The following is a 13,886-nucleotide window of genomic DNA, read 5'->3' as shown; positions in this document are numbered from 1 at the left end:
CCGCCGCAGTCACACCGCAGCCGACCGAGATGGGTGGGGCTGCAGTACTGGGCACCTCCGGCGAGCGGCATCCGAGGACGGCACCCCGGTGTCACCGGCGCTCGCGCTCCTGCCGGGCCTGCTCGTCCAGCAGGCGCAGGGCCCGCTCGCCCGCCGGGCCGTCCTGGGCGAGCCCCTGCCGCATCTGGTCGCGCTTCTGCTCACCGGCCGGGAAGGGCGGCAGCAGCGGGACCTCCGGATCCACCACGGCTTCCAGCACGACCGGGCGGTCGGCGGTCAGCGCCGCGTCCCAGGCGGTCCCCACGTCGGCCGGGGCGTCGACCCGGATGCCGCGCAGGCCGAGCAGGTCCGCGTATCCGGCATAGGGGAAGGCGGGCAGCCGCTGGCTGGCGTCGAACCGCGGGTCGCCCTCCATCTCGCGCATCTCCCAGGTCACCTCGGCGAGATCCTGGTTGTGCAGCACGCAGACGACGAACCGCGGGTCCGGCCAGTCCCGCCACCGCCCGGCGACGGTGATCAGCTCGGCGATGCCGTTCATCTGCATGGCGCCGTCGCCGGCCAGGGCGATCACCGGGCGGTCGGGCGCGGCGAGCTTGGCCGCGATCCCGTACGGGAGGGCCGAGCCCATGCTCGCCAGCGTGGAGGACAGGTGCGCCGGAACCCCCGGTGGCAGGGTCAGGTGCCGGGCGTACCAGTAGGTCACCGAGCCGACGTCCAGGCTGACCTGGGCATCGACCGGCAAGCGCGGCGACAGCTCGCGGATCACGAACTCCGGGTTCAGCGGCTCGGCCGGCAGCGCCGCCCGCTCCTCGGCCAGAGCGCGCCAGCGGGCGACCGCGTCGACGACCTCGGCCCGCCAGCCGTCGTCGGCCGGTGCTCCGAGCAGCGGCAGCAGCCCGTCGAGGGTCTCCGCGGCGTCGCCGGGCAGCCCGACATCGACCGGGTACCGGTTGCCCAGGTTGCGGGTGTCGACGTCGATCTGGACGGCGCGCACCCGGCCCGGCGGCGGGTAGAACTCCGTCCACGGGTCGTTGCTGCCGACGATGAGCAGGGTGTCGCAGGAGCTCATCAGGAAGGCGCTGGCACTGGTGCCGAGATGGCCCATGACGCCGGCGCTGGTGGACAGCCGCTCGTCCACCCAGGGCTTGCCCAGCAGGCTCGTGGTGATCCCGGCCCCGAGCCGGTCGGCGACGGCCCGCACCTGGGCGCCGGCGTGCCTGGCCCCCTGACCGACCAACAGCGCCACCTTCCGGCCGTCGTTGAGCAGGTCGGCGGCATCCCGGAGGTCCTCGTCCTGCGGCCGGACGCGGGGACGGCGCCACTCCGGCGCGCTGATCACCACTCCGTGCCGCTGGGGCAGGGGCTCCGGGAGCGGCAGCTTCTGCACATCGTGCGGGAGGACCACCGCGCACGGCTGGCGGGTGGCCAGGGCACTCCGGAAGGCCCGGTCGATGACCATCAGCGCCTGCTCGGCGGCGACCACCGTCTGCACGTACTGGGTCGCGTCGGTGAACAGCGTCTGCAGGTCCAGGCCCTGCTGATAGGCCGAGCCGAGCACGGTCCGTTCCTGCTGGCCGACGACGGCGACCACCGGGACGTTGTCCAGCTTCGCGTCGTAGAGACCGTTGAGCAGGTGCACCGCGCCCGGACCCTGGGTGGAGAGCACGACGCCGACCCCGCCGGTGTACTTGGCGTGCCCGACCGCCATCAGGGCGGCGTTCTCCTCGTGCCGCGCCTGGACGAACGCCGGCGCGTCGCCCGCCCGCCGGATGGCCCCCAGCACCGTGTTGATGCCGTCGCCGGAGTGCCCGAACACCCGCTGGACCCCCCACGCGCGCAGCCGCTCGACGACCAGGTCGGCGACCAGCCGCTGGTCCTCACTCATCGGTGTCCCCGCTCTCCGGGTGCCCCTGCGCCCGGGCGGTGGCGCCCGAGGCTCGCTCGGTCGTCCAGGTCGGGTGGGTCTGGGAGGGTTCCTCCTGGTCGTCCCAGATCCGGTTGCCGTCGAGGTCGAGCACGCCGACCGGGGCGTCGAGGGTGATCCCGGCCCGCAGCCGGGGGGAGCCCGGCAGGTGGTGGGGGGTGCCCTCGGCAGGTCGGCCGGACCGCCAGGCGCTCCCGGCGCCCGGCCGGTGCGGCGCCAGCCCGAGCGTCGTCGCGGTGTTGAACAGCACGACCGCGTCCTCCCCGGCGACGGTCACGTGCTTGCCCCGGTGCCCGTCGGGACGCCAGTCGGCGGTCTCGTCGGTGAGGGTGAGCTCGCCGTAGGAGACGCCGGACCCGCCCCTCGACGTGGCCGGGGCGGCCCGCCGGCCGTTGTTGCGGATCCGGTTGCGCGTGAACGCGCAGTGGTCCACCCCGGCGTCGACCCGGATCCCGTCCAGCCCGTTGTCCCGGATCGAGTTCCCGTCCAGGACGAGGTCGATCGCGGGTCCGCGGTACCCCTCACCGAGAGGGTGCTGCCAGTAGCCGTAGCGCCCGTTGGCACTGATCCGGCTGCCGCTGATGGTGTACGGGCCGGGGGTGTTGCCGATGCCGATGCCGTCGCGCAGGTTCCCGTCGATGATGCAGTTGACGACCATGCCGCCCCGGCCGGCCATCCCGGCGGTGCCCTGGGCGGAGATGTCGAACCCGGCCTCGTGGTTGCCGATCATCGTGCAGCCGGTCACGACCAGCCCGTCGGCGCCCCAGTCGGAGATGCCGAAACGGTTGTCCTCGACGTGGCAGGCGGTGATCCGGATGCCCCGCGGGGGCGGCCACATCTGCTGCTGCAGTTCGACGAAGATGCCGTTGGTGCCGTTGCCCCGGGCCGTGCACGCCGTGACGGTCAGCCGCTCGGTGGTCCCCCACCCGCCGATGCCGATGCCGATCCCCGCCCCGCCCGGCTGCTCGCCGTTGTCGAGCCGGCCGCACCGCTCGGCCAGGACGGCGTCGACGACGGTGTCCTGCAGGAAGTCGCAGCCGAACCCGGTCGCGGGGGTGTCGTGCACCCAGAGGTCCCGGAAACGACCGCGCAGCACGTACTGCAGGCCCAAGCCCTTGGCGAGTGGGTCGTACTCGTCCAGGTGCATGCCCGAGCCGTCGACCTGGAAGCCGGCGAAGGTGCAGTCGGCCAGGTGATTGTCCGGCCCGGCACCGTGCTGCGCGGTGGTGAACCACATCAACGGGGTCGGCGTCCCCGGTGCACCCGGGTTGGCCAGCAGGAAGCGGGTCGCGGCCATCCCGGCGCCCACCAGTGAGACCCCGGAGCGCCACACCGTCGCGGCGTCCCGGATGCAGTAGTCACCCGGCGGCACGGAGATGACCCGTGGCCGGCCGTCCTCGGCGCACGCGTCGCCGAGCCGATCGACCAGGGCGGCGAGGGCCGGCTGGTCGTTGGTCACACCGTCCCCGGTCAGGCCGTGCTCCCGCGCGTCGTGCACCGGCCTCGCGTCCATGTGGCTCCCAGGGTCTGCTCCGGTGCCCGCCACCCAGCGGGCCGCGTGCTCATCCACGGCCCGGCCGCCCCGACGCCAGGCGGTCCCCACCACCGTGACCGGCTCGCGTCCGCTCGCCCTCCCGGACGTTGCGCCGGGCCGACCGGTCCACCAGCAGTGCGACACCGGGGATGCTGCGCGGGCAGGCTCTGCAGGTCGAGCCGTAGGCCGTGTCGCGCCCCGCTGCAGGGCAGCCAGCCGGGCACGGACGACTGCGGCTGATCACGACAGGCGGGTCCTCAGCGCGCGCCAGGAGTCCCCCCGACCACCACACCCCGGCCACCGCCACCACGCCTTGCACGGCGGCGACCATGCCGCAGCCGGTGGCCCGGCGCCCGGACAGGACCAGTTGGGCGAGCAACGCCTCGACCGTGGAGTCCTGCGAGGCTGATGACTCCGAAGCCGATGACCGCCTGCCACGGCCCCCCTGGCACCTGCCGCCGCATGACCTCGCCGGCTGGGTCACTCGCGCCGGGTGGGAGGTCGCGAGACGGCGGTCGCCGGCTCCACGGCGTCCGCGATCACGCGAGATCCAGCCGCGAGCGGTCCTCACCGTGGACAGCGGTCAGCCCGCGGCGAACCGCACCAGATCCGACGCCCCGTGCTCCTCGCAGGAGGATGAGTAGCCGGGCTCTACCACGACGGGCTCCCTGCGTCCGTCGAACCCGAGGGTGGCTTCCCGGTCGCGCGAGTGGGGTCGACCTTACCGTCGGAGGGGTACGGGCGCTCTGCCGAGCACATCTCCCGCTCCGTCCCGGGTCGCAGCCGGTCATCCCGCTCGACTGCGACCCGGAGCGCCGGGGCCGGAGCCTCGCCGGGGCCGGAGCCTCGCGGGCCCCGAGGAGCGCGGCGGGGGTACCGGCCACTGCGGAAGGCAGGGCGACCGCCTCGGCGTGCTGCGGTTCGACGTCAGCCGCGACTCGCGGACCCCTGCACGAACGACAGTGGCCCTCACAATCACTGTGAGGGCCACTGTCTCGTGGTAGCGGGAGGACCGGCCGAACCACCGCTCCGGCTGTTGGTGGTCGCGTGTCCATGCAGGTCAGAGCCCCGTGCATGGGCATCTGCACCCCCCCATCCGGTTCGCTTCCCGACCGGTCGCCCTGACGGCCGTCCTCGGAACGATCTGGAGGTTCCTGGGCCTCGGTTCCCCGCCGCAGGGGGATGCAGGAGAAGGAGTTCGGCGAGCTGGTGGCCCGCCCGCCCGGTGCGGCGCTGGTTCCTGGCCTCTGGCACTCCGCGCCAGGGGTCATACGGTGACGACGACCTTGCCGGTCGCCTTGCCGTCGATCACGCGCCTGATCGCGGCCGCCGTCTCGGCGAGCGGGAAGACGCGGTCGACCAGCGGCATCACCGAGCCGACCTCGATCAGACCGGTGAGCGCCCGCAGGTCCGCGCCGCTCTCCTTGTTCACGAAGAAGCCCAGAGTCTGGCCGACGAACGGCGAGAGCAGCACGGCCCGCAACTGCCGGCCGAGCCCGTCGAACAGCCGGCCGCCGGTCTCGCCTCCCACGATGACCAGTCGCCCCTGCGGGGTCAGCGCCCGCCGGAGCTGCGCGAGTGGGCGGCGCCCGGCGATGTCGATGATCGCGTCAAAGCAGCCCTGCGGGATCTCGTCCCGGCGGTAGTCGAGGACGACGTCGGCGCCCAGCCGGCGGACGGCGTCGAGCTTGGCGCCGCCCGCCAGGCCGGTCACCTCCGCCCCCAGGGCCTTGGCGATCTGGACGGCGAAGGTGCCCACGCCACCCGAGGCCCCGATGACCAGCACCCTGTCCCCCGGCTGCACCCCGGCGTGGTCGCGAACCGCCTCCAGCGCGGTGCCGGCTGACACGGGCACGGCCGCCGCCTGCTCGAAGGAGAGGTTCGCCGGCTTCCGGTCGAGCTTGTCCTGCTTCGCCACCGCGTACTCGGCGAAGGTGCCGTTGGCCGACGCGATGCCGTACACCTCGTCGCCCGGCCGGAACTCGGTCACTCCCGCACCGACGGCCTCGACCACCCCCGCGAGGTTGCGGCCGGGGTTGCGGAAGCTCGGCCGGCGCAGGCCGAAGACCAGCCGCGCGGGATAGGGGCGGCCGGCCATCAGGTGCCAGGTGCCGCGGTCCACGCTCGCCGCCCGCACGCGGACGAGAACCTCGCCGTCCCGTGCGACCGGCCGGTCGGTCCGGCCCACCTCGAGGAGGTGCTCCGGAGCTGTGCCGTACCGCTTCTGGTGCACCGCGTCCATCGTGTCGGGGCCGCTGCTCTGCCCGGCTCGGGTCCCTCGTGTGGTCTCCATCGTCGACCTCGTCTCTCCTGACTCACGGCTCGAGGTTGGTGGAGCTGGTCAGTGCTCCTGATCGGTTCGGCGGAAGCGGCGAACCGGTACGCGTGGCCTGGACGACGTCGGCGATGGCGCGCACGGAGAGGGCGGCTCCGCGTTCCTCATCCATCAGGCCGGCGTGCGTGGCGCCCACGAAACGGTGGCTGCTGTTCGTCGACAGCCCCGCCATCCGGTCGTGAGCGGCCGCCCAGGCCGGATCCCCATCGTGTCCGGCCGCAGTCAGCACCACCAGGGGCGTGCTGCCCAGGGTCGTCAGCGCGCGGGCCTGGGTGAGCAGCGCGGGCAGGGTCGCGACCTCGTTGACCTCCACTGCCGGCCCACAGCGCCGCGGCTCACCGGTGCGGCGTGCTCACCCTGCGATGAGCAGGCCGGCCGTGATCGCGGCGGCGACCAGCGCGGCGGCGACGAAGTCGACGGTGGCGCAGAACGGAGGCCACCAGCGGGTGTTGGCCACGAACCGGGTGCGGTGCTGCCACAGGTCCTTGAGGCCGTGGCCGGCCAGGCCGGCCACGATCAGCCAGGCCGATCCGGGCACCGCGGCGGCGGCGACGACCACGAACACCGACGCGACGGCCGTCTCGACCACGAGCACGTGCCGGCGCCCGTCGGCGACGGCGAAGCCGACGTACACCGCGGCGATCACGGCGAGCCCGAGGGCATAGACGGTGGCGGCGCTCAGCCAGGAGAAGGCCAGCGGCGTGGCGGCCTGGATCCCGCCGACCGTGACGCCCCAGACCACCGGCGTACGCAGGCCCTGGGCGCGCCCGGCGGGCGTGGGCTCGGCCGAGGTGCTGGTCGTCATGGCTGCTCCCGGGGGGTGGCGCCGGCCAGCAGGGTGGAAGCCGGTCGAGGAACAGCCTCGCCGCACCGGATCGGGCTTCGGGACGGTGTTTTCACCGGGTTCCCCGCCGGGAACGTCGAGGACAGCCGGCAGCCGGCAGCCGGTACGGTCGGCTCCGTGCTGGCCGGTCGCGAGGCCGAACGCGCGTCGATCACGGCCCTGCTCGACGCCGCCGGCTCCTCGCGAGGCGGGGCGCTGGTGATCCGCGGCGTGGCCGGATCCGGCAAGTCGACGCTGCTGGCCGGCGCCGTGAGCTCGGCGGCGCACATGACCGTGCTGCGCACGCAGGGCGTGGAGTCGGAGTCCCCCCTGGCGTTCGCCGCCCTCCAGCGGTTGCTCTGGCCGCTGCACGCCCGCCTGCCGGCACTGCCGGCGCCGCAGCGGACCGCCTTGCGGGCCGCGCTGGGCGAGGCCGAGGGGGAAGGCGACCGGTTCCGGGCCTACCTCGGCACGCTGAGCCTGCTCGCCGACGCCGCCGAGGAGTCACCGGTGCTCGCGGTCGTCGACGACGCGCACTGGCTGGACGACGCATCAGCCGCGGCGCTGCTGTTCGCCGCCCGCCGGCTGCAGGCCGAACGCGTGGCCCTGCTGTTCGCCGCCCGCGACGGCGGTGTCCACGACTTCGACGCCGGGGACCTGCCCACCATCGTCCTCGGCGGCGTCACCGGCGAGACCGCGGACGTGCTGCTGGCCGCCCGCGCCGGGAGGGGGATCGACCCGGCGGTGCGCGACCAGCTGGTCACCGGTACCGGCGGCAACCCGCTGGCGCTGGTGGAGTTGGCCGCCGTCCTGACCGACGACGAGCTGGCCGGGCAGGCGCCGCTGCCGGCGCAGCTACCGCTGACCGGCGGTGTCGAGCGGGCGTTCCTGGACCGCTACCGCCGGCTCACCGACGCGGCTCAGCGGTTCCTGCTGGTGGCCGCGGCCGACGACACCGCCCGGTTGCCCGTCGTCGGCGAGGCCGCGAACCGTCTCGATGCCGGCGATGCCCTCGACGAGGTCGAGCGGGCCGGGCTGCTCCGCGTCGAGGGGACCACGCTCTCGCTCCACCACCCGCTGGTGCGCTCCGCGGTCTACCGCGCGGCGACCAGCGCGCAGCGACGCGCGGCGCACCGCGCGCTGGCCGACGTCCTCGCCGCCGACCAGGACCGGCGCGCGTGGCACCTGGCGGCCGCCGCCGACCGCCCCGACGAGGCGGTCGTCACGGCGCTCGACGCCGTCGCCGAGCGCGCCGCCGGCCGCGGCGGACACGAGGCGGCCTCCGCGGCGTGGGCCCGCGCCGCTGAACTCACGACCGGCGCCGAAGACCGGGGACGACGGCTGTACCGGGCCGCCTCCGCGGCGTGGGCTGGTGCGCACCCCTCCCGGGCGGCGGCACTGGCGACATCCGCGGCGGCCGAGGTGACCGACCCGCTGCTACGGGCGCAACTGCTGGCCCTGCAGGGCCAGATCGAGTGGAACTCCGGATCACTCGACGACGGCTTCGACCTCGCCCTGCAGGCCGCGCAGGTCGCCGCCGACGTCGATCCCGCGCTGGCGGGACAGCTGGCCGTGGTCGCCGCGGCGCTGGCCGTGTTCGGCGCCCGCTCGCCGCGCGGGGTGGACCCGGGGGCACTGGTGCCCGCACCGGCGCCGGACGCCCCGCCCCGAACGCGAGCCGCCGAGGCCCTGCTCCGCGGATTCCTCGCCGCGGCACGCCGGGACTGGAGCACAGCCGCCGGCGCGATCCACGAGGCGTTCGCGCTGACCGAGGCCGAGTTCGTCCGCGACCACGTGCAGCGCAACCTGGGCATCGCAGCGCTGGTCATCGGCGACGACGAGCGCGGGCTGCGGTTGCACGACCAGCTGCTGACAGCCGCCCGCCGCGCCGGAGCGCTGGACGAGGTCGAGCACGCGCTGACCCGCGGTGTCCAGTTCCAGATCGCCGTGGGCGCCTGGGCGCACGCGGTCAGCGCCGCGACCGAGGCGAGGTCGCTCGCGGCCAGCACCGGACGTCCAGGGATGACGGCGCTGCCGACCGCGCAACTCGCCCTGCTGGCGGTGCAGCGTGGCGACCAGCAGGCGGCCGAGCGTCACCTCGCCGACGCGGCGAGCATCCGGCTGGCGCGTCCGAGCGGGGTCACCGACATCGTCGTCGTCGACCTGCTGCACTGGGCGCGAGGAGTGCAGGCCGCCCGACAGCCGGCGGCCGCCCTGCACCACCTGGAGCAGATCAGCGAGCCCGGAGTGCGTCGGCTCGCGGCGATCGACCGGCTGGAGATCGCCGTCCGGGCCGGTCGGGACGACCTCGCCCACGCGTGGCTGGAGGAGCTGGCGACCTTCGCCGCCGGCACCGCCGCGCCGGCCGCGGTCGCCGTCGTCGAGCACGGTCGTGCGCTGCTCGCCGAGGGCCCCGCCGCCGAGGAGCACTTCCGGCGCGCCCTGGCCGCGCACGCCGACTCCCTGCGTTTGCCCGATCGGGCCCGCACGGAACTGGCCCTCGGCGAGCACCTGCGCCGCGCGCGGCGTCGGATCGACGCCCGCGAGCACCTGCGCGCCGCCCTGGCACTCTTCGACGAGTCGGGTGCTGCGCCCCACGCCGACCGCGCCGCGGCCGAACTGCGCGCGTCCGGCGAGACCGCCCGCCGCCGCGACGTGTCCACCGCCACAGATCTGAGCCCGCAGGAACGCCAGGTCACCGCCCTCGTCCGGCGGGGGCTGACGACCCGGGACGTCGCCGCGCAGATGTTCCTCAGCCCCCGCACCGTCGAGTTCCACCTGCGCAACATCTTCGCCAAGCTCGGTGTCGCCTCCCGCGCCGAGCTCACCGCCCTGCCGCTCGAGGTCTAGCCAGGCCACCGGCGGCTTGCGCATGCGAGCTACGGCGGACTCGTCTCCCGTCCCCGACGCTGCTCCGCTACTCCGGCGCACGCACCTGGCCGGCGGCACCGAGGCCGCGTCCCCGCCACCGGGGCTGGGTACCCACGCACCCGAGGAACCAGTGCCGCTCGGCCGGCAGCAGTCGCGCGACGCAGTCGTCGGCCTCCGCCAGGCGCTCGGCCCGGTCACCGATCAACCGGGGGATCTCCGTGGACAGGAGTTCCTCGGTCGCGGCCGACAGCTCGGGAGCGTCCGGCCGGGTCCAGCAGGCCGCGGCGACCACGGCACCGTCCTGCTCCGCGACCCAGGTGGCCCCTCGCTCCGCACCGGCGACTCCCGCATTCAGCCGGTAGAGAGCGGCCAGCCGGTCTCGGCTCGGGCGCTTCCCGAAGGCCCAGCGGATCCACGGGTAGTTCTCGAAGGCCTCGGCGAGCACCTCCCCCACCTCCGCGGCGTCGGCGCGGGTCGCCGGCCGGACACGGGTCGCCATCGTGGTCACTGCGCCTCCACGGTGAAAGGAACGGTGAGCACCTGTCCGTCGGCGAGCCGGAACTGACCCCACAGCTGGTAGGTGCCGGCCGTGGCGAACTCGGTGTGCACGTCGAGCTCCGGGCCGAAGGTCTGGCCCGGCAGGGCGAAGACCGGGCGACCGGACGCGTCCTCGACCTCGGCGTGCTCGTGGGCGAAGGTCTGCCCGTCGGCCCGCATGACCACGACGTGGCCGGCGGCGGCCAGATAGGGCTGCAGGTCGTCGATCGGCCGGCCGGTGGCGTCGTCGGTGAAGGTGAAGTGCAGGTCGCTGCGGCCGCCGGCCGTCGCGTCGCCCTCGAGCTCGACGCGGATCCGGTCGACCACTGCGCTGCGCGGCCCGGCCGCCCGGACCACCGGTTCCGGCGCGGCGCCGGCCACCGTGATCATCTGACGCTGGTGGACGTCGCCCATCTCGCCCTGCCGGCGGAACTCGGTGTTGACGATGTAGCGGCCGGCAGTGGGGAAGGTGACCTCCACGGCCAGCTGCCCGGGTGCGCCGGTCGGCTGGGGGTGGATGTGCGCGAACGTACCGAGATCCTCCCGCGTGGCGATCAGGTGCATCCACGCCTCGTGGCTGCGGGCGAGGTCCTCGACCGGCTCCCCGGTCTCGCTGTCCATGACGGTGACGACCAACCGGGTCGGCTGCCCGGGTCGCAGGTCGGCGGGCAGGTCGAGGCGGACGTCGACGCCGGCGTCGGTGGCGTCGGTGGCCGGTACCTCGGCCGTCATCATCTCGCTCATCGCCGGCCGCATCGGCATGCCAGTGCCCTGCACCCAGGCCAGTTGGCCGTTCATCCCGCGCTCGGCGAACTCCATCCGGCTGACCGCGGTCAGGCCGGCCCCGAGGCTCAGCGCGACCACCGCCACCCCGGTGAGGTAGGCGTACTGGCCGATCCGTGCGCGCAGCGGTGGGTGCAGGATCTCGGCGGCCGTGGCGGGGCGGCGGAAGCGGCGCAGCCGCAGCGCGTTGGTGACGACGCTGACCGAGCTCATCGCCATCGCCGCCGACGCCAGCACCGGGTCCAGCAGCAGCCCGTCCCACCAGTACAGGGCGCCGGCGGCGACCGGGATGAGCAGCACGTTGTAGCCGAACGCCCAGCCCAGGCCCTGCTTCATGGTGGTCACGGTGCGCCGGGACAGCGCGATCGCGGAGACGATGCCGCGCAGGTCGCCGCCGACCAGGGTGATGTCGGAGGCGGCGATGGCGACGTCGGCGCCGGTGCCGATGGCGATGCCCACATCGGCCGCGCTGAGGGCGGCGGCGTCGTTGATGCCGTCCCCGGCCATCGCGACGACGTGTCCCTGTTCCTGCAGGCGGCGGACCTGCGCCGCCTTGTCGGCGGGCAGAACCTCGGCGAGCACGTGCTCGATGCCGACCTGCTCGGCGATCGCGGTGGCGGTGGCGGCGTTGTCGCCGGTGAGCATCCACACCTGCAGCCCGAGCGCCCGCAGCTGGGCGACGGCCTCGGCGGACTCGGGCTTGACCGTGTCGGCGACGGACAGCACCGCGGCCGCGTTCCCGTCGATGGCGACGAACATCGGGGTACGGCCGGCCGCGGCGTCGGTGGCGGCGGTGGCCTCCAGCGCAGTGATCTCGATGCCGTGGGCGGTCATCAGGGCGGCGTTGCCGACCAGCAGGTGCCGCTGGTCGACGACGGCGTCGATGCCGTGGCCGGGCACGGCGTCGAAGGAGCGCAGCGGCGGCAGGTCGAGGAAGCGGGCGGTGGCGGCGGCGACGAGCGCCTCGGCGACGGGGTGCTCGCTGCCGGTCTCCGCGGCCGCCACCAGCGCGAGGACGTCGTCCTCGGCCCAGCCGCCGGTGGTGGTGACGCCCGTGAGGGCGGGCTTGCCGCGGGTGAGGGTGCCGGTCTTGTCCAGGACGACGGCGGTGACCCGGCGGGCGGTCTCCAGCGCGTCGCCGTTGCCGATGAGGATGCCGAGCTCGGCGGCGCGGCCGGTGCCGACCATGACCGCGGTCGGGGTGGCCAGTCCGAGGGCGCACGGGCAGGCGATGATCAGCACGGCGATGGTGGTGGTGATCGCCATCGTGAGCCGGCCGGTGTCCGGGCCGAGCAGCGCCCACGCGAGGAAGGTGGCCGCGGCCAGACCGAGGACGAGCGGCACGAACCAGGCCGAGACCCGGTCGGCGAGGCGCTGCAGCGGCACCTTGACGCCCTGCGCGTCCTCGACCAGGCGCACGATCTGCGCGAGTGCGGTGTCCGCACCGACCGCGGTGGCCCGCAGCACGACGGTGCCGGTGCGGTTGATCGTGGCGCCGATGACGGTGTCCCCGACGGTCTTGTCCACCGGCAGGCTCTCCCCGGTGAGCATGCTCTCGTCGACCGCGGTGGCGCCGTCGGTGACGACGCCGTCGACCGGCAGCTTCTCCCCGGGCCGTACCCGGACCAGGTCGCCGACGACGACCCGATCGACCGGCACGTCGATCTCGGCGCCGTCGCGCAGCACCCGGGCGGTCTTCGGGGCGAGCCCGACCAGGGCGGTGATCGCCGCAGCGGTCTGCTTCTTCGCCTTGGCCTCCATCCACCGCCCGGCGAGGACGAGGGCGAGGATGACCAGGGAGGTCTCGAAGTAGACGTGCAGCGGCAGCCCCCAGCGCTCGGCGGCCGCCGGCCACAGGGTGACGAACGCGCTGTACGCACAGGCGACGCCGGTGCCCAGCGCCACCAGGGTGTTCATGTTCGTCGAACGGTGCCTCGCGGCGGCCCAGGCGGCGCGGTAGACGTCGCGCCCGGCCCAGAACTGCACCACGGTGGCGACCACCAGGATCGCCGGCATCAGCCAGTCCATCGCGTCCAGGTACAACGGCACGTACATCAGGCCCATCAGCCCGAGGCCGGTGGCCAGGGTGATCTGCCACTTCCGCCTCAGCGCGGTCAGGTGCGCCTCGCCGTCCCGGTCCGTGCCGGGCGCGTCGGCGCCGCTGCCGGGGGGCTCGCCGGTGGGCTGGGCCTCGCGGCGCGGCGTGGCGGTGTAGCCCGCGCGGCTGACCGCCGCGGTCAGCTCCTCGAGGCCGACCTGGGCCGGGTCGAAGCGGACGGTGGCGACCTCGGTGGCCAGGTTGACCTCGGCGCCGGTCACACCGTCGAGCCGGTTGAGGGCCTTCTCCACCCGGCCGACGCAGGAGGCGCAGGTCATGCCGCCGATGTCGAGGGTGCAGCTGTCCGGCTCGAGTGCCGCGGCGGCGGGGGCGCTGGCCTGTGCGGTGGTCGTCATCGCGGTCTCCTGGTGGACGGGCGGTTCGGTCTACGGCTGGATCGTTCGCGGTGGGAGGCGCGCTCGGACCGGGGAGATCGCCAGGTTCACCGGCTGGCGCATGCCCGGTCTCCGGTCAGCCGTCGGCGGCCAGGTCGGTGTAGGCGGCGGGCGGCCAAGCGGCGAGGATCTTGGGCCGCAGGGTGGCGCCGAGGCGGCGGTAGAAGCGCTGAGCGTCGACGTTGTCGACCTCCATGCCCCAGCGGATGAGCAGCTGCTCGGGTGCGGCGAGGCGAGCGAGAGCGGCCATCAGCCGCCGGCCGACGCCGGCGTCGCGGTGCCCGGGGCGGACGTAGAGGTCGTCGAGGGCGAGCACGTCGCCGCCGGTCCACAGGTGCAGCTGGCGGACGGCGGAGACGTAGCCGACCGCGGCGCCGTCGCGCTCGGCCAGCAGGACGGTCACCTCGGGCCGGGCCAGCAGGAAGCGCCACTGCTCGAGGTCGACGTGCACGTGCGCGGTCTGGTCCTCGTGAGCGGCGATCTCGCCGACCATCGCGGCGACGTCAGCGGCGTCGGCCGGGGTGGCCCGGCGGATCCGGACGCCGACGGCAGTGAGGTGGGTGGTGACGGCGCTCATGGCGGGCAG

Annotated in this window: 9 protein-coding genes; 1 reads left to right on the top strand and 8 read right to left on the bottom strand. The window is 74.6% G+C overall.

Annotated features, from left to right (window positions below; all coding sequences use genetic code 11):
* Positions 1 to 91 precede the first annotated feature (91 nt).
* From ACI78U_RS06555 to ACI78U_RS06535, 5 genes are all read right to left on the bottom strand, one after another.
* Complete coding sequence (locus ACI78U_RS06555; protein ID WP_456874477.1) at positions 92 to 1,885, bottom strand: thiamine pyrophosphate-requiring protein; 1,794 nt, start codon at positions 1,883 to 1,885, stop codon at positions 92 to 94.
* Positions 1,878 to 3,437 carry a right-handed parallel beta-helix repeat-containing protein gene (locus ACI78U_RS06550; protein ID WP_456874476.1) on the bottom strand — a complete coding sequence of 520 codons (1,560 nt, stop codon included), beginning with the start codon at positions 3,435 to 3,437 and terminating at the stop codon, positions 1,878 to 1,880. The genes ACI78U_RS06555 and ACI78U_RS06550 overlap by 8 nt, the downstream gene beginning before the upstream one ends.
* A 1,288-nt stretch (positions 3,438 to 4,725) precedes the next feature.
* Positions 4,726 to 5,751 (bottom strand): NAD(P)-dependent alcohol dehydrogenase, encoded by a 1,026-nt coding sequence (locus ACI78U_RS06545; RefSeq protein ID WP_456874475.1) that lies wholly within the window; start codon positions 5,749 to 5,751, stop codon positions 4,726 to 4,728.
* Positions 5,752 to 5,773: 22 nt separating this feature from the next.
* Positions 5,774 to 6,106, bottom strand: coding sequence for a hypothetical protein (locus ACI78U_RS06540; RefSeq protein ID WP_456874474.1), 333 nt, complete (start codon positions 6,104 to 6,106; stop codon positions 5,774 to 5,776).
* 39 nt (positions 6,107 to 6,145) lie between these two features.
* Positions 6,146 to 6,598: a hypothetical protein gene (locus ACI78U_RS06535; RefSeq protein WP_456874473.1), complete on the bottom strand. Its 453-nt coding sequence runs from the start codon at positions 6,596 to 6,598 to the stop codon at positions 6,146 to 6,148.
* 156 nt (positions 6,599 to 6,754) lie between these two features.
* Between ACI78U_RS06535 and ACI78U_RS06530 the strand changes: the two genes are divergently transcribed.
* Positions 6,755 to 9,466 (top strand): AAA family ATPase, encoded by a 2,712-nt coding sequence (locus ACI78U_RS06530; protein ID WP_456874472.1) that lies wholly within the window; start codon positions 6,755 to 6,757, stop codon positions 9,464 to 9,466.
* 67 nt (positions 9,467 to 9,533) lie between these two features.
* On the opposite strand, the gene ACI78U_RS06525 is transcribed toward ACI78U_RS06530, so the two are convergent.
* The 3 genes from ACI78U_RS06525 to ACI78U_RS06515 all read right to left on the bottom strand — a co-directional run bounded on the left by ACI78U_RS06525 (position 9,534) and on the right by ACI78U_RS06515 (position 13,877).
* Positions 9,534 to 9,995, bottom strand: coding sequence for a hypothetical protein (locus tag ACI78U_RS06525; RefSeq protein WP_456874471.1), 462 nt, complete (start codon positions 9,993 to 9,995; stop codon positions 9,534 to 9,536).
* Entirely contained in the window at positions 9,992 to 13,261 is a 3,270-nt protein-coding gene (locus ACI78U_RS06520) for a heavy metal translocating P-type ATPase (RefSeq protein ID WP_456874470.1), read from the bottom strand. The genes ACI78U_RS06525 and ACI78U_RS06520 overlap by 4 nt, the downstream gene beginning before the upstream one ends.
* Before the next feature lie 115 nt (positions 13,262 to 13,376).
* Positions 13,377 to 13,877 (bottom strand): N-acetyltransferase family protein, encoded by a 501-nt coding sequence (locus tag ACI78U_RS06515; RefSeq protein WP_456874469.1) that lies wholly within the window; start codon positions 13,875 to 13,877, stop codon positions 13,377 to 13,379.
* Positions 13,878 to 13,886 lie beyond the last annotated feature (9 nt).

Source organism: Geodermatophilus sp. SYSU D00710 (assembly GCF_054050195.1).
This window is presented reverse-complemented; position numbering and strand designations above follow the sequence as displayed.

Bases quoted from the DNA above. Each gene is read 5' to 3' on its own strand.
- ACI78U_RS06555 (WP_456874477.1), bottom strand. From the start codon at position 1,885: ATGAGTGAGGACCAGCGGCTGGTCGCCGACCTGGTCGTCGAGCGGCTG.
- ACI78U_RS06550 (WP_456874476.1), bottom strand. From the start codon at position 3,437: ATGGACGCGAGGCCGGTGCACGACGCGCGGGAGCACGGCCTGACCGGG.
- ACI78U_RS06545 (WP_456874475.1), bottom strand. From the start codon at position 5,751: ATGGAGACCACACGAGGGACCCGAGCCGGGCAGAGCAGCGGCCCCGAC.
- ACI78U_RS06535 (WP_456874473.1), bottom strand. From the start codon at position 6,598: ATGACGACCAGCACCTCGGCCGAGCCCACGCCCGCCGGGCGCGCCCAG.
- ACI78U_RS06520 (WP_456874470.1), bottom strand. From the start codon at position 13,261: ATGACGACCACCGCACAGGCCAGCGCCCCCGCCGCCGCGGCACTCGAG.
- ACI78U_RS06515 (WP_456874469.1), bottom strand. From the start codon at position 13,877: ATGAGCGCCGTCACCACCCACCTCACTGCCGTCGGCGTCCGGATCCGC.